This window comes from Sulfitobacter sp. PS-8MA, from assembly GCF_040933935.1.
GTDB lineage: Bacteria > Pseudomonadota > Alphaproteobacteria > Rhodobacterales > Rhodobacteraceae > Sulfitobacter.
This window is the reverse complement of sequence record NZ_JBFQYJ010000004.1, coordinates 201,207-220,962: the sequence shown is the minus strand read 5'-3', so window position 1 is coordinate 220,962 and position 19,756 is coordinate 201,207. Positions and strand designations below refer to the sequence as shown.

At 58.7% G+C, this 19,756-nt stretch carries 24 protein-coding genes and 1 tRNA gene; 17 read left to right on the top strand and 8 right to left on the bottom strand.

The window, feature by feature from the left end; genetic code table 11:
• Positions 1–68: 68 nt before the first annotated feature.
• Entirely contained in the window at positions 69–1,322 is a 1,254-nt protein-coding gene (gene mtaB / locus AB4M76_RS02945; RefSeq protein WP_368440306.1) for a tRNA (N(6)-L-threonylcarbamoyladenosine(37)-C(2))-methylthiotransferase MtaB, read from the bottom strand.
• Positions 1,319–2,152, bottom strand: coding sequence for a diaminopimelate epimerase (dapF, locus tag AB4M76_RS02940; RefSeq protein WP_368440305.1), 834 nt, complete (start codon positions 2,150–2,152; stop codon positions 1,319–1,321). Before dapF ends, mtaB begins: the two co-directional genes overlap by 4 nt.
• A gap of 104 nt (positions 2,153–2,256) precedes the next feature.
• On the opposite strand from dapF, the gene AB4M76_RS02935 reads away from it, so the two are divergent.
• Positions 2,257–2,332: transfer RNA gene (locus AB4M76_RS02935), tRNA-Lys, on the top strand.
• A 59-nt stretch (positions 2,333–2,391) separates the two neighbouring features.
• Here the strand turns inward: AB4M76_RS02935 and AB4M76_RS02930 are convergent.
• Genes AB4M76_RS02930 through AB4M76_RS02915 form a run of 4 tightly spaced genes read right to left on the bottom strand, consistent with a single transcriptional unit; the run spans position 2,392 to position 6,730 of the window.
• Positions 2,392–3,240, bottom strand: coding sequence for an ABC transporter permease (locus AB4M76_RS02930; RefSeq protein WP_368440304.1), 849 nt, complete (start codon positions 3,238–3,240; stop codon positions 2,392–2,394).
• Between the two features lie 4 nt (positions 3,241–3,244).
• Positions 3,245–4,474, bottom strand: a complete 1,230-nt coding sequence (locus tag AB4M76_RS02925; RefSeq protein WP_368440303.1) for an ABC transporter permease — start codon at positions 4,472–4,474, stop codon at positions 3,245–3,247.
• 60 nt (positions 4,475–4,534) lie between these two features.
• Positions 4,535–5,578, bottom strand: a complete 1,044-nt coding sequence (locus AB4M76_RS02920) for an ABC transporter substrate-binding protein (protein ID WP_368440302.1) — start codon at positions 5,576–5,578, stop codon at positions 4,535–4,537.
• Between the two features lie 60 nt (positions 5,579–5,638).
• Positions 5,639–6,730 (bottom strand): ABC transporter ATP-binding protein, encoded by a 1,092-nt coding sequence (locus tag AB4M76_RS02915; protein ID WP_368440301.1) that lies wholly within the window; start codon positions 6,728–6,730, stop codon positions 5,639–5,641.
• Between the two features lie 296 nt (positions 6,731–7,026).
• On the opposite strand from AB4M76_RS02915, the gene AB4M76_RS02910 reads away from it, so the two are divergent.
• The 12 genes from AB4M76_RS02910 to istB all read left to right on the top strand — a co-directional run bounded on the left by AB4M76_RS02910 (position 7,027) and on the right by istB (position 15,986).
• Positions 7,027–8,214 (top strand): tyrosine-type recombinase/integrase, encoded by a 1,188-nt coding sequence (locus AB4M76_RS02910; RefSeq protein WP_368440300.1) that lies wholly within the window; start codon positions 7,027–7,029, stop codon positions 8,212–8,214.
• 73 nt (positions 8,215–8,287) lie between these two features.
• Positions 8,288–8,491 carry a helix-turn-helix transcriptional regulator gene (locus AB4M76_RS02905; protein ID WP_368440299.1) on the top strand — a complete coding sequence of 68 codons (204 nt, stop codon included), beginning with the start codon at positions 8,288–8,290 and terminating at the stop codon, positions 8,489–8,491.
• Complete coding sequence (locus AB4M76_RS02900) at positions 8,478–8,939, top strand: hypothetical protein (protein WP_368440298.1); 462 nt, start codon at positions 8,478–8,480, stop codon at positions 8,937–8,939. Before AB4M76_RS02905 ends, AB4M76_RS02900 begins: the two co-directional genes overlap by 14 nt.
• Positions 8,940–8,991: 52 nt before the next feature.
• The gene (locus AB4M76_RS02895; RefSeq protein ID WP_368440297.1) at positions 8,992–9,171 is read left to right on the top strand and encodes a helix-turn-helix transcriptional regulator; all 180 of its coding nucleotides are present in this window, start codon (positions 8,992–8,994) and stop codon (positions 9,169–9,171) included.
• Between the two features lie 112 nt (positions 9,172–9,283).
• Complete coding sequence (locus AB4M76_RS02890; protein ID WP_368440296.1) at positions 9,284–9,649, top strand: hypothetical protein; 366 nt, start codon at positions 9,284–9,286, stop codon at positions 9,647–9,649.
• Positions 9,650–9,749: 100 nt separating this feature from the next.
• Positions 9,750–10,193, top strand: coding sequence for a hypothetical protein (locus AB4M76_RS02885; RefSeq protein WP_368440295.1), 444 nt, complete (start codon positions 9,750–9,752; stop codon positions 10,191–10,193).
• Complete coding sequence (locus tag AB4M76_RS02880) at positions 10,193–11,371, top strand: AAA family ATPase (protein WP_368440294.1); 1,179 nt, start codon at positions 10,193–10,195, stop codon at positions 11,369–11,371. The genes AB4M76_RS02885 and AB4M76_RS02880 overlap by 1 nt, the downstream gene beginning before the upstream one ends.
• Before the next feature lie 187 nt (positions 11,372–11,558).
• Complete coding sequence (locus AB4M76_RS02875) at positions 11,559–12,005, top strand: DUF5681 domain-containing protein (RefSeq protein WP_368440293.1); 447 nt, start codon at positions 11,559–11,561, stop codon at positions 12,003–12,005.
• On the top strand, positions 12,002–12,256 hold the full coding sequence (locus AB4M76_RS02870) for a hypothetical protein (RefSeq protein ID WP_368440292.1): 255 nt from the start codon (positions 12,002–12,004) through the stop codon (positions 12,254–12,256). The genes AB4M76_RS02875 and AB4M76_RS02870 overlap by 4 nt, the downstream gene beginning before the upstream one ends.
• Before the next feature lie 46 nt (positions 12,257–12,302).
• Positions 12,303–13,685: a hypothetical protein gene (locus AB4M76_RS02865; RefSeq protein WP_368440291.1), complete on the top strand. Its 1,383-nt coding sequence runs from the start codon at positions 12,303–12,305 to the stop codon at positions 13,683–13,685.
• 73 nt (positions 13,686–13,758) lie between these two features.
• Complete coding sequence (istA, locus tag AB4M76_RS02860; protein WP_368440290.1) at positions 13,759–15,258, top strand: IS21 family transposase; 1,500 nt, start codon at positions 13,759–13,761, stop codon at positions 15,256–15,258.
• Positions 15,255–15,986, top strand: coding sequence for an IS21-like element helper ATPase IstB (gene istB, locus AB4M76_RS02855; RefSeq protein ID WP_108485421.1), 732 nt, complete (start codon positions 15,255–15,257; stop codon positions 15,984–15,986). Before istA ends, istB begins: the two co-directional genes overlap by 4 nt.
• Before the next feature lie 278 nt (positions 15,987–16,264).
• On the opposite strand, the gene AB4M76_RS02850 is transcribed toward istB, so the two are convergent.
• The gene (locus AB4M76_RS02850) at positions 16,265–16,456 is read right to left on the bottom strand and encodes a hypothetical protein (protein ID WP_368440289.1); all 192 of its coding nucleotides are present in this window, start codon (positions 16,454–16,456) and stop codon (positions 16,265–16,267) included.
• Positions 16,457–16,521: 65 nt separating this feature from the next.
• On the opposite strand from AB4M76_RS02850, the gene AB4M76_RS02845 reads away from it, so the two are divergent.
• Entirely contained in the window at positions 16,522–16,815 is a 294-nt protein-coding gene (locus AB4M76_RS02845; RefSeq protein WP_368440288.1) for a hypothetical protein, read from the top strand.
• 749 nt (positions 16,816–17,564) lie between these two features.
• Here AB4M76_RS02845 and AB4M76_RS02840 read toward each other — a convergent pair.
• A complete protein-coding gene (locus AB4M76_RS02840; RefSeq protein ID WP_368440287.1) occupies positions 17,565–17,807 on the bottom strand; it encodes a helix-turn-helix domain-containing protein in 243 nt (80 codons plus the stop codon).
• 86 nt (positions 17,808–17,893) lie between these two features.
• Between AB4M76_RS02840 and AB4M76_RS02835 the strand changes: the two genes are divergently transcribed.
• From AB4M76_RS02835 to AB4M76_RS02825, 3 genes are read left to right on the top strand one after another with little or no spacing between them, the layout of a single operon-like run.
• On the top strand, positions 17,894–18,511 hold the full coding sequence (locus AB4M76_RS02835; RefSeq protein WP_368440286.1) for a hypothetical protein: 618 nt from the start codon (positions 17,894–17,896) through the stop codon (positions 18,509–18,511).
• 55 nt (positions 18,512–18,566) lie between these two features.
• Positions 18,567–19,178, top strand: a complete 612-nt coding sequence (locus AB4M76_RS02830; RefSeq protein WP_368440285.1) for a hypothetical protein — start codon at positions 18,567–18,569, stop codon at positions 19,176–19,178.
• Complete coding sequence (locus AB4M76_RS02825; protein WP_368440284.1) at positions 19,175–19,687, top strand: hypothetical protein; 513 nt, start codon at positions 19,175–19,177, stop codon at positions 19,685–19,687. The genes AB4M76_RS02830 and AB4M76_RS02825 overlap by 4 nt, the downstream gene beginning before the upstream one ends.
• Positions 19,688–19,756 lie beyond the last annotated feature (69 nt).

Here is a 19,756-nt window from a genome sequence, read left to right as displayed (position 1 = left end):
CGCGGACCGCGACTCTTGGTACGCCCACCAGGGAGGGCGATGCCCTTAGCGCTCGAAAGTAGCCCCTGCTAGGCGGTCAGCTGTGTCCCGGAAATCCCGGTGATCTGGGCTCGCACGATCTCGCCTTCGACCTGCGGCGCGGCGAAGGTCACCTCGGTGAACTGCGCCGTGCGCCCCATGTGCGGGTTTTCCATCAGCACATCATGGGTCCGTCCCAGCTGTTGCTGTAGATGACGTTCCACCTGCCGCGCCCCCGCCGCGCGCAGCCGCGCCGCGCGCTCCTTGATCGCCGCCCTATTCACCGCAGGCATCCGCGCCGCGGGGGTGCCGGGGCGGGCGGAGTAGGGGAAGACATGCAGCCAGGTCAGATCGCATTCCTCGACCAGCTTTAGCGAGTTTTCGAACATCGCCTCGGTCTCGGTCGGGAAGCCGGCGATGATGTCGGCGCCGAAGGTCATGTCGGGGCGCAGCGCGCGGGCCTCTTGCGCGAAACGGATCGCATCGTCGCGCAGGTGCCGGCGCTTCATGCGTTTGAGTATCATATCGTCGCCATGCTGCAACGACAGATGCAGATGCGGCATCAGGCGCGGTTCGGTGGCGATGGCCTGCATCAGGTTTTCGTCCACCTCGATCGAATCGATCGAGGAAATCCGCAGCCGCGGCAGGTCTGGCACCAACCGCAGAATACGCATCACCAGATCGCCGAGCTTCGGCGTGGCGGGCAGGTCCGCGCCCCATGAGGTCAGGTCGACCCCGGTCAGCACGACCTCGTTGAACCCCTTGTCCACCAGCCGTTTGATCTGATCCACCACCACGCCCGCTGGCACCGAGCGTGAATTGCCGCGGCCATAGGGGATGATGCAGAAGGTGCAGCGGTGATCGCAGCCGTTCTGGACCTGAACATAGGCGCGGCTGCGGGTGCCGAAACCGTCGATCAGATGGCCTGCGGTTTCGGTCACCGACATGATGTCGTCGACCTGCACGGTCTCGGTCTCGCCAATAAAGTCCGCCGCCATGCCCTGCCAAGTCGCGCCCTGCATCTTCTCGGTGTTGCCGATCACGGCATCGACCTCGGGCATGGCGTCGAAGGTTCCGGGCTCGGTCTGGGCGGCGCAGCCGGTGACGATCAAACGCGCCTCGGGATGGGCCTTGCGCAGCTTGCGAATGTCCTGCCGCGCCTTGCGCACGGCTTCGGCGGTGACGGCGCAGGTGTTGACCACGACGGCGTTCTCGAGACCCGCCTGTTCGGCGAGTTCCTTCATCGCCTCGGTCTCATAGGCGTTGAGGCGGCAGCCCATCGTGCTGAAAATCGGGGCGCTCATGTCAGGCTCTCCAGAAATGCGGGGGTGAGGGTGCCGGAGAAGACATGCATCGTCGGCCCGGTCATCCAGACGCCGTCGTCACGCCAGTCGATGTGGAGCGTTCCCCCGTCGAGGTCGATCCGCACGGCACGGCCCGTCAGACCCCGGCGCGCGGCGGCCACGGCGGTGGCGCAGGAGGACGAGCCCGAGGCCAGTGTCACGCCGACGCCACGCTCCCAGACGCGCATGCGGATATGGTCCGGCCCGACGATCTGCGCGACCTGCACGTTGGTGCGTTCGGGGTAGAGCGGGTCATGTTCGGCGCGGGGGCCGATGGCTGAGAGGTCCAGCGCCTCGGCATCATCGACGAAAAAGGTGCAATGCGGGTTGCCCATGCCGGTGGCTGTCGGATCGCCCTCGATCGGCAGATGCAGCGTATCCATCTCGCGCGCCAGCGGCACTTCGTCCCACTTCAGCTGCGGATGGCCCATATTGACGGAGGTCAGCCCATCACCGGCGTCCTTTGCCGCCAGATCGCCGCGCGCGGTGGTCAGATGCAGCGAATCGCGGCCTCTGTCGTCCATCAGATAGCGCGCGATGCAGCGGGTGGCGTTGCCACAGGCGGCGGAAAGGGAGCCGTCGGAGTTATAGAAGGTCAGATGCGCATCGCCCGCGCCCTGCGTAATCACTGCAAGCTGATCGAATCCCACGCCAAATTGCCGATGCCCGATGGCCTGCGCCATCGCCGGGGTCACGTCGATCGCCTCCGCACGTGCATCGAACACGACGAAGTCATTGCCTAGCCCATGCATCTTCATGAAGGGCAATCCGGGGGTCTGAGCGCTATACATTCGGCGCATATAACCACGGCATGAAAACTAATCCAGCATCTCGCATTATTTTCGCGATTAAGGGCTTGACCCTGCCGCCCGTAATTTCTAGTTACCCGCCTAGTGGGCCGTTAGCTCAGTTGGTAGAGCAACTGACTTTTAATCAGTAGGTCGATGGTTCGAACCCATCACGGCTCACCACTCACCCCCCTCTTAAATGATTGTGGATCAGCTGTTTGGTGCCGTGAAAGCGGTTCTGCCTATTCCTGCCCGCGCAGCCGCGCGGAGCGTCGGCGCAGGGCTTCCAGCACAAAAAGCATCGTCGCCGAGAGCACCACCAAGAGCGTCGCCACCGCGAGAATCGTCGGGTTGATCTGCTCGCGCAGGCCCGAGAACATCTGCCGTGGAATCGTGCGCTGCTCCGGGCCGGCAAGGAAAAGCACCAGCACCACCTCGTCAAAGGAGGTCACGAAGGCGAACAGACCGCCTGAGATCACGCCCGGGCGAATGAGCGGAATCACCACGTCCCAGAACACTTTGACCGGCGAGGCGCCGAGGCTCAGCCCCGCCACGAAGAGCGAGCGGTCAAAGCCGCTGAGCGTCGCCGTGACGGTGATGATGACGAAGGGCACCCCCAGTGCGGCATGCGCGATGATCAACCCGGTGAAAGTGCCCACAAGGTTGAACTGCGTGTAGAAGAAAAACATGCCCGCCGCGATGATGATCAGCGGCACGATCATCGGCGAGAGCAGCAGCGCGGTGATCACCCGTTTGAACGGCATCCAGGGCGAGGCGAGGCCGACAGCGGCCAGCGTGCCCAACACCGTGGCGATGCTGGCCGCCGCAATGCCGACGAGGAAGGAGTTGCGGATCGCGATGCGCCATTTCTGATCGTCGACGATCTCGTGATACCAGCGTGTCGAATAGGCGTCGGGGTCGAGCGAGAGCATGCCTTGTGTAAAGGTAAAGAAGGGCTCGGCGTTGAAGGACAGCGGCATGATGACGAGGATCGGCAGCATCAGGAAGATGAGCACCAAGGCGGCCATGACGCGCAGGCCGTAGTAGCCTGCCTTGTGCCAGATCGTGTAATAGTCGGGCAGTGGGCTCATGGTGTCATCCCAGCTTGAGGTTGTCGGTGCCGACGAAACGGTCGAACAGCCAGTAGAGAACGAGGATCAGGATCAAGAGGAGCGAGCCCAAGGCCGCCGCCAGTTCCCAGTTGTTCGACACCTGCATGTGGAAGGCGATGATGTTTGAAATCATCTGCCCATCGGTGCCACCCACCAGCGCGGGGGTGATGTAGTAGCCGACCGAGATGATGAAGACCAAGAGCGCCCCGGCAGAGAGCCCCGGCAGGCTCATCGGCAGGTAGATCTTGTACCACGCGCCGATGGGGTTGGAGCCCATGGAGATCGCCGCGCGCATGAAGCTCGAATCGATCCCGCGCATCACCGCGTAGAGCGGCAGCACCATGAAGGGCAGCAGGATATGGGTCATGGCGAGGATCGTGGAGAACTCGTTGTAGAGAAGCTCGATCGGCGCGTTGATCAGCCCGGCCCAGAGCAGGGTTGAGTTCACTACGCCGCCCGCTTGCAGCAGCGCGATCCAGGCGGTGGTGCGCACCAGCAGCGAGGTCCAGAAGGGCAGCAGGACAAAGACCATCAGGAAGTTCGCCGTCGAAGGGCTGGCCTGAGACATGTAGAAGGCCAGCGGGTAGCCCAGCAGCATGGTGAGCCCGGTGATGATCAGCGCCATCTTCAGCGTCTTGGTGTAGAGCTGTTTGTAGATCTGCGTGTCGCGCATGATGATCTCGCCCTCGGCGTCATATTCCAGATCGACGGCGGTGAGGTAATAGCTCGATGTATAGACCTGCCCGGCGCTGCGGATCGCGCGCCAAGTGGCGGGTCTGGCCCAGCGATCATTCTCGGCCAGCAGCATCTCGGCGCCATTCGCGGCCAGTTCGGTATCATCGGCGCGGCGCAGCCCGCGGGCGGTGGATTTCACCACGCTCGACATGCCGGGCAGGGCGCGGTTGATTTCATCTGCGAAACGACCCGAAGTCCGGTCATTGGCCATGCGCTTCATGTCGATGGCGAGCTGGGTGATGGTGGCGTCATCGGGCAGCCCTTCGCCAGACCAGTCTTCGAGCAGGTCAAGCGTTTCGGGCACCAGTTCGGCGACGGTGGGGTTGTAGACACTGCGGAACAGCATCGTGGTGATCGGGGCCACGAAGGCGAAAAGGATAAAGATCAGCAGCGGCACCACGAATAGAAACGCCTGCCCGCGGCGTCTGCGCATTTGGCGACGGGTATTGGCGGCGTCTTCGGAGGTGAGGCTGGACACGCGGTTACTCATCTATCAGGAATGGGGTGCCCGCGCCCGGATAGGCGCGGGGCAGGGCGCTTATTGCAGCAGCCATTCGTTGAACTTTTCGCCCAGCGTTTCGCCGTAGTCGGCCCAGAAGATGCCATCGGCCTTTACGCCCTCATCAAGATGCGCGGTTGGCAGGTCTTGCTTGACCTCTTCGGGCAGCAGCGCCTGAGCGGAGTTGCGGGTGGGGCCATAGGCCACGTCCTGCATGCCCGAGAGCGGCACGGTGCCGGTGGCGAATTTGATGAACTCCATCGCCTCTTCTTTCTTCTCGGTGCCCTTCATGATCGCCCAGACGTCGAGGTCATAGATGTGGCTGTCCCAGACGATCTCGAAGGGGGCGCCGTCATCCTTGATCGCGGCAAAGATGCGGCCATTGGCGGATTGCACCATGGTGGCACCGCCGTCATTCAGCAGCACGGGGGCCTGCGACCAGCTGTCATACCAGGTGATGTCGTCCTTGATGGTGTCGAGCTTGTCAAAGGCGCGTTGCTGGCCCTCTTCGGTGGCCAGCACCTCATAGACTTCTTCCGGGGCCACGCCATCGGCAAGCAGCGCCCATTCCATGTTCACCTGAGGCCGTTTGCGCAGACCGCGTTTGCCGGGGAACTTCTCGGTGTCGAAGAAGTCTTCGATGGTTTTCGGGCCTTCGCCGTTTTCGGTGTTCACCGCAAAGACAACGGACCAGACGATATTGCCGACGCCACATTCATTGGCCAGCGCGTCGTCGATAAAGTCCTCCGCCGCCGGGGTGCCATCGTCGCCATCGGGCAGCACGGAATGGTCGATCACTTCCAGATAGCCTTCGGCGCAGGCGCGTTCGAGGTCGATCACCTCGATGTCGACCACATCCCACAGGATATTGCCCGCCTCGACCTGCGCCTTCATTTCGGCCACGCCGCCGCCGTAGTCCTCGAACAGCACGTTGGTGCCGGATTCCTCCATATAGGGTTCGATCATATGCTCCATCTGTGCGGCGCCATAGGCCCCGCCGAAGGATGTTACCGTCAGGTCTTCGGCCAGAACAGGGCTGGCAAGCAGCGCCGTCGTGGCCAGATACGTCAGATGTTTCTTCATCGGGTCTCTCCTTGTTGTGTCCAGGTTTTATGCGGGGCCCCGGTTCGCCCATGGTCGCCCTTAGTTGGCAAAGGCGATGCAGTCTTTCGTCAGGGACAACAGCTGCGCCGTCGCGCCCTCATCGAACTCTGGTGCGGACAGGTCGTTGAGCACTTTGACGATAATGTCGGTGCCGTCCGGCAGGCGGAAATAGTAACGGATGAAATCGCCCACATAGATGCGCGTGACAAAGGTCGCCGTCAGCGCATTGTCATAGGCGTGGGTTATCGGGTGGATGAAGAGTTTTTCGGGCCGGATGGAGACGCGGCAGGCCGCGCCTTCGGTCAGCCCGTCGGAGGTCTGCGTGGTGATCGTGCCGGTGTCGGTCTCGACCTGGGCGATCTCGCCTTCGATCCGCGTGACCCGGCCCTGCACGAAATTGTTCTCGCCGATGAACTCGGCCACGAAGGCATTGACGGGGCGCTCGTAAAGCTCGGCCGGTGGGGCGCATTGCTGCACCACGCCGTCGTTGAAGACCGCGATCCGGTCCGACATCGACAGCGCCTCGGTCTGGTCATGGGTGACATAGATCACGGTAAAGCCGATCTGCTTGTGCAGGCGGGTGATCTCGAACTGCATCTGTTCGCGCAGGTTCTTGTCGAGCGCGCCCAGAGGTTCGTCCATCAGGATCAGCGTCGGCTGAAAGATCATCGCGCGGGCCAATGCCACGCGTTGGCGCTGTCCGCCCGACAGCTGGCCGGGGCGGCGGTCGCCAAAGGCCGAAAGCTCCACCAGCGCCAGATATTCCGCCACACGGTCCTTGATATCGGCCTTGGACATTTTGCGCACGCTGAGCGGATAGGCGAGGTTTTCAGCCACCGTCATATGCGGGAACAGCGCGTAGTTTTGAAACACCATGCCGATATTGCGCTTGTTCGGGGCGGTCTTGTTGATGGAGCGGCCGTTGATGGCGATGTCGCCCGCTGTGACGCTCTCAAACCCGGCGAGCATCATCAGAACCGTTGTTTTACCGGAACCGGAGGGGCCTAGAAGGGTGATGAACTCCCCCTCCCGCACATCCATATCGAACCCTTTGACCACAAGGTTTTGCTGGTCATAGCTCTTCTTAACGTTATCAAAACGCAGAAAAGTCTCTGCTTTGGTGTCTTTCATTGTGGCGCGGCTCTCCCCTGTCGCTGGGGGGAGTTAAGCAGGTGCGCCGATTCTTCACAATACGCGCCGTGAAACGCTGACTTGGCGAATGGGGGGATTGTATCTCTCGGCAAGCTCTTTCGCTTGCTGCGGAATTATGGTGCCCAGGAGAGGCATTGAACTAACGTATCATCTAGTGTCAGCCTGTTTCACTAAATAACCAAGTGCCTGTTATTTATGTGTTTGGTTGTGTCATCCTGTTTCATCCAGCCCCATGTCATGCTATATCTAGGGGTGGATTGAAAGGTGGATGAAAATTGCCAGCGCTTCATAAGCTCTCATCAGCCAAGGTTAGAACGGCTCCTCCGGGCAAGTACTCGGACGGTGGCGGGCTGTGGCTCGTCAAGCGGATCGACGGCGGTGCGCAATGGGTATTGCGGCTGACCGTCCATGGGCGACGGCGTGAGATGGGCATAGGAAGCCTTCAGGACGTTTCCCTAAAAGAGGCGAGAGCAGCGGCAGAGAAATGGCGGGCAGTGGTTCGAGAGGGCAAAGATCCCATTAAAGAGCGCGACCGGCAAAAGCGATTGGCCGCTAGGGGTGATCACACACTGTCATCAGTTGCGCTAGAGGCATTTGAGGCTCGCAAGGCACAGTTGAAGGGAGACGGGAAAGCAGGCCGCTGGTTTTCACCCCTCGAACTGCATGTGCTTCCGAAGCTGGGCAAGGTCCCCGTCGAAGAGGTCGATCAGCAAGATATCAAGAACACCCTTGAACCTATCTGGCATGAGAAGGCTGAGACCGCCCGCAAAGCCATGAATCGGCTGAACATCGTACTTGGTCATGCAGCAGCGATGGGTCTCAACGTGGACCTTCAAGCTACAACGAAAGCCAAAGCCCTTCTTGGTAAGACACGCCACAAAACCAAGAATATCCCTTACATGCCGTGGCCTGAGGTGCCCGAATTTTACGCCGGGCTCACCGAACAGACGTCGACACAGCTTGCGCTCCGATTGCTTATCCTAACGGTCACGCGGTCCTATTCTATTCGCTTTTGTCACTTGGACCAAATCCAAGGGGATGTATGGACGGTGCCGGAAGGCAATATGAAAGGGCAGGAAGGCATAGTTACGGACTTCCGCGTCCCACTGTCTGAGGAAGCCTTGGCGGTAATTGAACTGGCAAAGCCTTTGGCGCGGGATGGCTTCTTGTTTCCGGGAGTCCGAAAGGGCGTTATCTCCGACGCGTCGATGCTTAGCTTGATGAACAGGCAGGGGTTAGCAGCCCGCCCACACGGCTTCCGGTCCAGCTTCAAAACATGGTGTGATGAGACAACCGACACGCCTGAGGCAGTAGTGGAAACCTCATTGGCGCATGTGGTCGGCAACGAAGTTGAACGGTCCTACAGAAGGACGGACTTTTTAGAGCGTCGCCGTCCGCTGATGGCGCGCTGGGCGGATCACGTCACAGGCAAGAACGCCAGCGAGGTGATTCGAATTGCGTAATCCCCATTCCTTAAATTTTGCTTTAACCGAACCCTGCTACGAATGGCATCATTCATTTAACAAAGAGATAACGATGACTGATAAAATTCTACGCTGCCGGGACGTACAGGAGGTGACAGGTCTCAGCAGGTCCACGATTTACCGGATGATGGATCGGGACGACTTCCCGAAGGCTACCAAGCTAGGCGTTCGCGCCATTGGCTGGCGGCAGAGTGCTGTTGCCCACTGGATTGAGGCCCGCTGTGGTAGATTAGGAGCCAATTATGCAGGTGAATGAGGATGATTTTGAGGAACTTGCCCGCGCTGCATTCAGGTCGGTAACGATAGGACCAGGAACGTGTGATAGGGCTAAGTTCCTAATCCTTCTCGGGTATGCCCAAGAGCAAAATATTCTGGCCAAACGTAGGTTGGCAGAGGTTCGTCCGGGGGTAGGGAGGCCGAGAAAGGGAAAATTTGGCGATATCGATTGCTTTCGCGCTTTCATGATCTGGAAGGTTGCTAAAACCTTAAAGCCTGTACACCCCTATTCCAACCGCGAGTGGGTCGGCATGATGCAGCAGCTCGCCGATCAAGGTGCAGTTGAACGACATGTATTTCCTCGAAACGAGGGGCTGACGTTAGAGCAGTCTGTTTCACGAGGTAAGTCGAAGTTGTCAATCAGCCAAAACTGGCTCGACAGTGAAGTTTGTGAGAAATTGCAGGAGTATTTTTCGCAAACGACCTAAGGTGCACCGCTGTGTTTCAATGATCTCGCAACGTAACGAGCGAGGTCAGGCCATGAAATATCTCACCATGTCGCAACTGCAAGAAAAGCTTGGCGGTCGTGGGCGCACGACCATCTATCGGGATGTCGAAAACGAAAGGCTTCCCAAGCCGCTTAAACTGGGCAGTCGCCTCTATTGGATCGAGAGCGCCGTAGATGACGCTATCGCCACAGCCCAACAGCAAGCCGCTTAATGCAAACCCCCGCCAAATCCAACGGATCAAGCAGGGGTGCTAATCATTCGACAGTCTTGGCGGACTACCCGAATGTTAGCCGCGCTTGGTCCAAAATTCAAGGACCGATTAAATGAGCAGCAACACAACGATTAACGGCAATCCCCCGGCAAACGCCCGCCGGAACAACCGGTGGCGCGACTTCCCGAACACCATCAGTCCGGCCCAGTATCGGGTCACTGATGAAACCGGCGAGACCCGTACTGTTACAGTTTCGAAGAACAAGCGACGGGTGCTGGAAGGGCTGATGCAAGCGCCGATGTATTGTGCCAGCCCAGTCCGCATCTCGGACTTGGTTCACATCCTCAAACGTGACTACGGCGTAGACATTGCAATGGACCTTTACGCCAATGACAACGACACCGACCGCGCAAAATTTGGGGTCTACACACTCAAGAGCAAGGTTGAGCTGATCAACGGGAATGGGGGCGCATGCTGATGGCCCTCGAAATTCAGATTGCCCGCTTGCAACGTCTGTATGGCCTGACCACAACCCAAGCCCGCCTTGTCGCTGGCCTGCACTACGGGGAGGGCGTGTAGTGAGCGTGGTGTCTAACTTGCATGTGCAGCACCGGGGTCGGAATGCCCTCAGCGCCTTCATGCCCCGACATATAAAAAGCGTATCCCGGTCTTTGGGGTACTGCTTACTGCTGGATGATCTCGACGCGTGGCTTGGCCTTTCCGCCATTCTACGCGCTCGCCTCAGCACGACAGAGCGCGCAGCGCTGGCCTATGTCTCGTTGAAGGCATTGCCACCAGAGAACGCGGAGGCTGTCGCAGAAGCGGCGCTGGGCGGTGCTATGTCCACGGCAGCGGGTCAACCTATTGCCCCCTTGTTCAACCACATGGACGAAGCTGCATTCTGGGCTGATATGGCTGCACCTGGCGAGCGGGAGGCCTATTGCCTCGCCAGCTTCAAGGCGATGCCATACGAGCGCCAAGTGGCCTTCCTCGACTTCGTACAAGGGAGGCAGGCAGCTTGATGCGCGATTTTACAGCAATGGCAGCGCAGCTGGATCAGCACCGGGCGGAGCATCCGACTGGCACCGACCGCTTGCCGACGCCTTTCATCTGGCAGGACCCCAACAGCCTGCCCCGCCGCCCGTGGGTCTATGGGCGACACCTTCTGCGCAAACAGGTCGCCGTGACCGTCGCCCCCGGTGGGGTGGGCAAGTCTTCTCTGACCATCGTTGAGGGGCTGGCTATGGTCTCTGAACGCGAGTTGCTAGGGGAGTGGACAGCCAAAGGCTTGAACGTCTGGCTCTACAACCTCGAAGACCCACGCGACGAGATGAACCTGCGTATCACAGCGGCTATGCAGCACCATGATGTGCAGCCCGATGAGGTCGAGGGACGGTTGTTTGTAGATACCGGACGCGAACGCGAGCTTTGCACGGCTATTCAATCACGCGAAGGCGTCGTGATCGTAAAGCCTGAGATTGAGGAGCTGGCTCGGGAAATCGCTGACCGGCAGATTGATGTGATGGTTGTTGACCCGTTCGTGTCGTCGCATCAGGCGGGCGAAAATGACAACGTCGCCATTGATCTCATCGCAAAGGAATGGGCGCGTCTGGCGGATCGATGCAACTGCGCGATTGAACTGGTTCACCACACCCGCAAGACCAACGGCGTAGAGGCCACAACAGAGGACAGCAGAGGCGGCTCTGCACTTTTGGCGGCTGCGCGGTCGGGGCGGGTGCTTAACCGCATGACAGCGGACGAGAGGGAGCAGGCGGGCATTCTGCCCGATGACCTCACCACCTATTTCACCGTGACCCGCGACAAGTCCAATCTTGCGCCCGTAGGCAAGCGCACGTGGCGGCGCATGGTCTCTGTCGAATTGGCGAACGGCGAAAGCGTTGGCGTGGCGGAGGTCTGGGAATGGCCGGATACCTTCGACGGCTTCACGGGCAAGGACCTGTTGGCAGTGCAGCATGCCATTGAAGGCAAGCAACCGCGCTACTCGGATCAGTCGGGCAGAGACTGGGCCGGGGTCATCGTGGCCGAGGTGCTGGGTCTGCATGCCGTGAAGGACAAGCGCCGGATTAAGAAAATGATTGAGGCTTGGCTCCATTCCGGGGCGCTTGTGAAAGGCACCAAGACCGGCCCCATCAGAAAGCCAGTGCCGACGATTGAGGTCGGCGAATGGGCAAACGGATGAAGTGCGTCACCACCCCCGAAAAGCAGGTGACGCAAGGTGACGCAAACACCCCCCAAAACCACTGCGTCACCACCCCTCCCCCTAAAGGGGGGGAGGGGGTGGTCACGCGCTCAGTTGGTTCACGCGAGGTGGTGACGCAAACCGACCTGTTTCAGCAGCGAAGACGTTCTCAGGAAAGGCATGCGGCATGAGCAAAAAGAGCGACCGAAACAGCGGCGCGAAAACGGATGGCCGGAACGCTGACGGTACATTTGCCCCCGGCAACCCCGGAAAGCCTAAGGGGTCGCGCCACAGGGCAACGCAGGCCATTGAAGCGATGCTGGAAGGGCAGCGGGAGGCGTTGACGCAGGCGGCCATAGACAAGGCGCTGGAAGGCGATGTCACGGCTCTCCGCCTGTGTCTCGACCGTATTGCGCCAGCCCGCAAGGATGCACCGGTTTCCTTTGCCCTTCCAGAGATTGAAACGGCAGAAGACGCCGCCACGGCCGCAAGGGCCATTCTCAAAGCAATTGCAGACGGCGATGTGACCCCACTGGAGGCGGCAACTGTCATGGCCGTGGTCGAGCAGTTTCGCCGCACCTTGGAAACAACCGAGATTGAACGCCGGATCACAGCCTTGGAGGCCAGCAAATGACGCTACTGAAACGACTTAAGAAAATCGAAGACGAAAGTGGTTTGAGCTCAGCCGTGCAGCCGGACTGCATCTACCTCTGCGCCATGTCCAGAGACCCGGAAGTTTTGCCCGATCCGCAGGTGGCAATCCTCCTCAAGGGCAAGATGCGCGATGACGTTTCGCGCCTCCCGGACGAAAGCGCCGACGCGTTCCAGTTGAGGGTCCAAAAGATGCTGGATTCCGTTCCGAAAAGTGGCGTTTTGAGTGACTAAACAGCCTAAATAGTGTATAAACTTCAGTAAGATGAAAGGAAATTCGATGGGCGATCAACGGGACGAAATGGCGAAGCTGGCAAGAGCAGCTGCCGAGGCGAGACGCAGGCGGTTGTTAGCCTCAGAGGGCCAAGAGCGACCATCAGGTATGCAGACCTTTGAGGTTCAGGGGGCAGACGGCACCGTTTACGAAGTTCAAGCGCCCGATATGCCGTCAGCGGCGAATGGAATTCAAAGCATGACGCCAGGGCAGCGAGGCGGATTGACCGATGCTGATCTGATCGGGATAGCTGAATCCGAGGCAATGGCGGCGCAAGGAAGCGCATCTGGAAAGCAGCATAAGCAAGCCCGCCGAGATGCACTACGCCGTCGCCTATTGTTAGCGCGGCAAGACCAAGCGAGAAAAGGTCAACAGGCCAATGTAATGAATCAGACCATGAGCGGTGTGAACGAGGGCATCGGTTTTGCGCTGGGCTTCCCCGTTGATGCAGCGACGAGCCTCATCAATGGTATGTTTGCAAAACCGCAGTACGCGCCTGAAATGGTCGCAGGACCGGATGGTTTGCCAATGCCGGACCAGAATGCACAAATCACTCAGGGCAATCAGATTGCAAATCCTGTAGGCGGTAGCCGCACATTTCTTAACCTTTTGGCCCCTACAATCTCTGACACGCAGCCACAGACCGCAGGGCAACGGTTTGGGCGTCGCATCGGCCAAGAGGCGGGCGCAATGGCCATTCCTGGCGGTTTGGCGATGCGCGGAGCGAAAGCACCGCTTAGGCTCGGAGCCACTGAGGCAGCAAGCGCGGTGGGGGCGGGTACAGCGGGTCAGGTTGCGCAGGAGGTAGCCCCCGGCAATGAGACAGCCGATATGATTGCGTCGATGATCGGGGGGCTTACCCCGATTGAAGCGGCCCGCAGCCTACGACCCGGAGCCAAGGCTCCGACCATTGATGAACTCAAAGAGCGCCAGAGCGCCGCATACGACGCCCTTGAGGCATCTCCGGCGCGATTGTCCCAGGAATCCACCCAGCGCCTACAGGACGTCGTTTCTGGGCGCGCCGCGCGTGATGGAATGGACCCGTATCTTGCACCGAAAGCATCCCGTACTGCTGATAAGATCAAGCAGATGATGACGCCGCGTATCGCGGAAGTTGAGAAGTCACGCCGTCTTGTTGGGCGCGATGTTGCCGGGGCGCTGGACCCAACTGAGAGCAGCATCGGCATGGGCATGAAAGATGAGATTACGCGATACCTCGACAATCTCTCGCCGGATGACGTGACAGGCGGAGACCCTGCGGCTGCGGTCGCATCACTGAGAGAAGGGCGGGACATGACCCGACGCATCAAAAAAAGCGAGGACATTGAGCAGCGACTATACAAGGCTGTGAATCGGCGTGCGAAATTGACCCACTTGGGTGGGTTATGAGCGTGCAAAATTGACCCACCTGCCACGTTAGCATCCGCGCTGAATAGCGCGGAGGAATGAGCAGGTGATATTGATGGAAAGTGTATCGAAGATCCGTCGTTGGATATTGGTTGAGGGTCGCAGCATCCGATCTGTGGCGCGGGCAACCGGTTTGTCGCGGAACACGGTGAAGAAGTATCTGAAGGACGACAGTCCACCGAGCTATCAACGGCAAGCGCCACCGACCCGGCATAAGCTGTGCGATGGATTTGACGCGCGGCTGCAAGAGCTTTTCGAGCAGGATCACAAGCGCCCGCGCCGGGAGCGGCGGACGGCCACGAAGCTTTACGAACAGCTCGTCTCGGAAGGGTATACTGGGTCCTATTCTCCGGTTCAGCGATTTATCCGAGACCTCAAACGTGCCGATGCTGGATCGGGAGAGGCGTTTATCCCCCTGCATTTTGCTGCCGGTGATGCGCTCCAGTTTGACTGGAGCGAAGAGCGCGTTATTCTCGGTGGTGTCGAGCAGAAGGTAAAGGTTGCTCACTTCCGCCTGTGCCATAGTCGCAAACCTCTTATCGTAGCCTATCCCGGCGAGAGCCAAGAGATGGTGTTGGATGCTTTTGTACGGGCGCTGTCCTTCTACGGCGGGGTTCCGCGACGGGTGATCATCGACAATCCCAAAACGATGGTGACCTATGTCTCCCGCTCGAAGGACCGGGTGTTCCATCCGCGGTTCTTGGCGTTGATGAACCATTATGTGATGGAGCCGGTTGCCTGCACCCCCGCGTCGGGTTGGGAGAAAGGTCAGGTGGAGAACCAGGTCCATTTTTTACGAGGCCGATTGTTTGTTCCCATGCCAGCTTTTGATGATCTGGATGGGCTGAACAACTGGTTGCGTCTGCGCTGCGAGGAATTGGCAAGCCGCGCCCATCCTGATCAATCGTCCCGCACGATTGCGGAGGTTTTTGAAGATGAGCGCGCCGAGCTGCGCCCCCTGGGGCGGGCTTTTGATGGTTATGTGGAAAAGACGGTGCGGGTCCGTTCCACCTGCCTGGTTCAATATGCCAGCAATCGCTATAGCGTGCCTTCCCGGTTTGCAGGCCAGCATGTCTCCTTGCGCGCCTATGCGAGCCGGATCGTGCTGGTGTCAGGCCAGGACGTTATTGCCGAGCACAAGCGTCGCTTCACCCGCAACGTCAGCTACTTTGAGCCTTGGCATTATGTTCCTCTACTGGATCGCAAGCCCGGCGCTCTGCGCGACGGCGCCCCTTTTGTGGACTGGCAACTGCCTGAGGCCATGCATCGGATCAGGGAGCATTACATGGCTGGCAAAGGCGGGGACCGGGAGTTCGTCGATCTGCTTCTGCTGGCCCAGGACCACGGAATCGAGGTGGTGGAGACGGCCTGCGAACTGGCAGTTGAACAAAACACGTTGCGCCTTCCTGCCATCACCAATTTGATCAACCAGTTGGTGGAGCCAATCATCACGCCGTTGAATGAGGGTAATGTCTATCCGCAGCTGACCGTGCGGCCCGAGGCCGACTGCAAGCGCTATGAGGCGCTCTGCTCGGCCGAGGAGGCTGCCGCATGAACGCTCTCATCGACCAACTCACCGCCTTGAGGCTGCATGGAATGGCAGCTTGCGCCCATGATTTGCTGTCCGCGCGCAAGCCACCAAGTCTGACCACAGCGATAAAGCAACTGATCGACGCGGAAACTGTAGAGCGGCGAGTGCGTTCCATCCAGTATCAAATGCGCATCGCGAAGTTCCCCCATCATAAGGACTTCGCCACCTTCGATTACGGCGCGGCCGCGGTGAGTAAGGCCCAGATCGAACCCTTCTGCTCGGGTCAGTTCACCGAAGAGGCGCACAACCTCATCCTGGTCGGCGGAACCGGGACAGGCAAAACTCACATCGCCATCGCGCTTGGAACCACATTGATTAACAACGGCAAGAAGGTCCGCTTCTTCAACGCGGTCGATCTGATCAATGCCCTGATCAAGGAACAGGCCGACGGCAATGCCGGGAAGATCATCCGGCAGCTGTCTGCCCTGGATTGCGTCATCATCGACGAGTTAGGCTACATCCCGTTCCCGAAATCCGGCGGCGCGTTGCTGTTCCACCTGATCAGCAAGCTCTACGAGAAAACCAGCGTCATCATCACCACCAACTTGGAGTTCGGGGAATGGGTCGCTGTCTTCGGTGATGCCAAGATGACAACTGCGCTCTTGGATCGCGTCACGCACCACTGTGCCATCATCGAAACGGGCAACACGTCATATCGCTTCGCTCAGAGCAAAAGTCGCAGAGAAAAATAGCCACGTCGCAAGCAAAGCCCCCAGACGGACTCGCTATATGAGGGCGGTCCGCCTGGGGGCTTTGTCACCCAATAGGCGGGTCAAAATTAAACGCTGAAACCGGGTCACTTTTAAACGCTCATTGACAGCGGGTGCGGCGAGTTCAGCAAACCCGCTCTTAGCGATACCTTCACTCGCTGCGATGGCTGCAAAGGGCGGGGCCGAACTGGCTACCAAGCGTGCCGTCTCGGATTTGGGTAGTGTCGTGCGCAATGGGGGGCCGGTGCCTAAGAAGCGAATTAGTCAGGACGAGAAACGTGCAATGATTTCTTCTTTGCTCGCTCAGAGCGCCGCACAGCCACAATAGCATAGACCCATGAAACGCCTATGCAGCCAGCCAAATAAGGCCAAGCAGCAGGCCACAAAAGACCGGCACCGACGGCCAGCAAGCCGCCGATGCCAACGGTCAATTCGGTGTTCCAATATTTCATCGGTACGACCTCCATTAGTTGACTAACATGGGTCGCCCCGAATTCTAAAGCAAGGACAAGCTGCAATGAGACATGAAGGACAGGAACCCTTCCAGCGCCCAATGCGCCCCGAACGAGTAGAGATGATTCGCCAGACTGTACAGGCCGTGGCGCTTGATGAAGTGGGTCAAAACCTTGCCGGTGAATCTAAGAGCTTTGCCGACTACCAAAGCTGCATCACATGGAACGTCTACGGCGCGCTGGCTGAGCAGTGGCCGGATACGATGATAGCTGAGTTACAAGCAGGGCTAGCCGAAGCGGAACAAGTGTGTCGATCAGAGTTCGAGCGCTGCCGAGGACCGTTTTCTAACGGGGAATAGCGGTATACTGGCTGCTGTTAATACAGGGGAAATACAGGACACGCGAAGCCGGAGGGGCAGCCGCGCAAGTCCCGCTTTTTACCGGGAAATAGCGGTAGGTGCTCGCGACCAATCTAGTCCTATGAAGTTCCGCAGGTAACTTGAGCTAGACCCACCGCAGTAATCCCTAAGTTTGGATATTTTGTGATAAGTACCATGAAACCAGGGTACGAGAAATTGGCTGTTGTAACCTGATCACCGCTCCTGTCTTCGCATTGGTATGCGGATTGGGCGCAGGTCAGCGTCGCTGGGGGAGCCCCGTTCTCATATTCAATTAGAGCTGCTTGCGGCGTGCGAACTAACGTTCCAGATATTGTCTGTTTTCCATCACTGCTTTTCAAGCTCTCGAAGCGGCAAACCATGGCTTCTTGAGCAAGTAGAGGACCCCCAGAGGCTGCTAATATTATGGCGAGAAGTGCACCTCTTGTTTTTCTAGGTGCGTGATCCCAGCGGGTCTGGCGAAGATGAGGTGTCATAGCTGGTAAACGGTTCCTACTAGCTGCCTTATCAATCGGAACATACTTTCTGAATCCAGCCAAGCCTTTTAGTTGAGGTAACAATTTTCTGGAAGCTGGTTAGAACAACATCGTCGAAAAGTATCCCAACATCGGAGAAAATCGATTTCCAAAGTTGTGTTACATTTCTCCCTTGTAGCGGTACTCAAACTAGGGAGTAACGGGGGAAGGCAGCTAACAATGCCTAACAGCCGCCTACTCCTTTCTGTCGATTGCGACGCCGGGACCCGTGGCGACCTCTCCGCTCGCCATGAATTGAATGCCATTACTTTCAAAAGCTCTGCGGATCGCGTCATGAGTATCAGCGTACCCTGCAAGAGGACCATCCTTGCTCTCTAAACGTTGGATGGTCGGGTAGCTTACTCCACTCATCTCAGCGAGCTTTTTTGCCGACCACTTCAACAACGCTCTTGCCGCCCTAACTTGCTCGCCTGTCATGCGCTCACCCAACCTGATAGAAAATCTATTGACCTTGTTTGTAGTCAACCTTATAGTATTTCTATCAACTAAGAAAGGCAACCGCCATGACAATCGCAGCCCGCTACAACCGCAAAGCTATCATGACCGCAGCTTGGGATATCGTCCGCAAGGCCAATGTGGCGCTCTACGGGTTCCGGGTGATCATGCGCCGCGCGCTGAAAGCCGCCTGGGCGAATGCCAAGCATGAACGGGCGATGGAAGCACGGCAGGTAAAGCAGGCGAAGGCTTCGCCCGAGGTGGTCCGCATCCAGGACGAAATCGCCGTCCTCGAAAGCAAGACCCATTGGGAACAGCCCGACTATGCCCGCATTGGCGTCCTACGTGCTGCTCTGAGAGCCGCAAAGGAGCATGAAGCCGCTGCCCCTGACTATGCTGCCAAGCGTGACCTGATCGCTTCTGCCGGTGGCCGTTTTTGCGCCGTCACTTTCACCAAGGCTGATGGAACTGAGCGCACTATGCAGGTGCAGCCAGCAACGTTGCAGCGCCATGTGAAAGGTGATGCCGCCACAGAGGCCGGAAAACGCGCCGTACAGACGCGCAAAGCCCACCACCCTCATCTGCTGCCGGTCTGGGATGCGAAGGCCCAAGCGCCTCGCTCCGTCAATTTGGCGACCATCTCACGCATCGCGGTTGATGGAATTGTCCACGAATACCGCGCCTGAACTGCCTGCCATCAAACAACCGTGGCCGAACACCACACGAACGGAGGAAATCTACATGTCAAATTTCACGAACGCCCTACAGGCTGTCTACGATGCCCGCCAAGCCCATGAGGCTGCTATCACAGCCGGTGACGCTCATCAGGCCGCGAACGGGGGCAAGACGTCACCTGCGAAAGAAGATGCAGTGGGGGACGCCGCTGAGGCTGTAGGCAAGGCCGAACGCGCCCTTATGGCTATTGAGCCGCAAACCCCTGTTGATGCTTTGCGGAAGGTCAAAGCTCTGATTTGTGACGGCATGGTTGATGAAGCGATTGCATCTCTTCGTGCAGATGCTGAACGACTGACCGAAGCTGAGCGCGATCCGCTGGTGGACCTCGACGCCCGGTGCCGCCCTCTGCGGAAACTGATCAACAGCGTAGATAGCAGCGACCCATTGCTTGATGACATGATCGAAGAACTGCACCGCCTTGAAGGCGAAATGTTGAAGCACGTACCAACAACCGCAGAAGGGCTTGCCGCGCTGGCCAACATGCATTGGCAGACCGAAGGGCCAGTGTCGCACATGGGGTCGCCTGATTGGCAGGCGGCTATGCGCAATCCAACCTACATTGCAATGCTGAACCTGCGCACCGGTGCGCGTCGTCTGGCAGGGGAGGCAGTACAATGAACACGAACCTCGCAACCGCAATCGCCAGTGCATACGACATCAGCAGCATTCTGCGCATCTGTGTCCGTTCCCTTGAGGGGGATGCGCCGCAGCAAATCGGTGACGAGGAGGCAACAGCGCATACCGTTAAGCTGGCTGTAAATATGGCCGGCGATTTGATCAGCACCCTCGAACTGGTTGAATTAAGGGGTGGGCGTCACGAACAAGATGCCAGCCAGAGAACACGTGCTGTGCAGCTGCTGGATAAGTGGAAAGCAGCCAAACGCAGCAGGGACTCACTGATGCAGGCGCTACCTGGCGGGGAGGCTGGTGAACCTACGAATCTGACCGAGCTTGATCAAAACATCGAATGGTATGCTGAACGCATCTCCTGCTTTGAACCGAAGTCAGACGCAGATGCCGCCGCGATGCTGGAATGGTGTGTGGAGGATTGCGCCGGGGAGTTGCTGTGCGAGCAGTATCCGCGCGCTCAGAAGGCTGTGATCGAATACCTGCGGGCTAAGGCCTGACGAACCCGGCTGCGCCTCTCCGCTGGGACGTGGGCAACGCGGTAGGGGCCGCATTGGAGACTGTCAGAA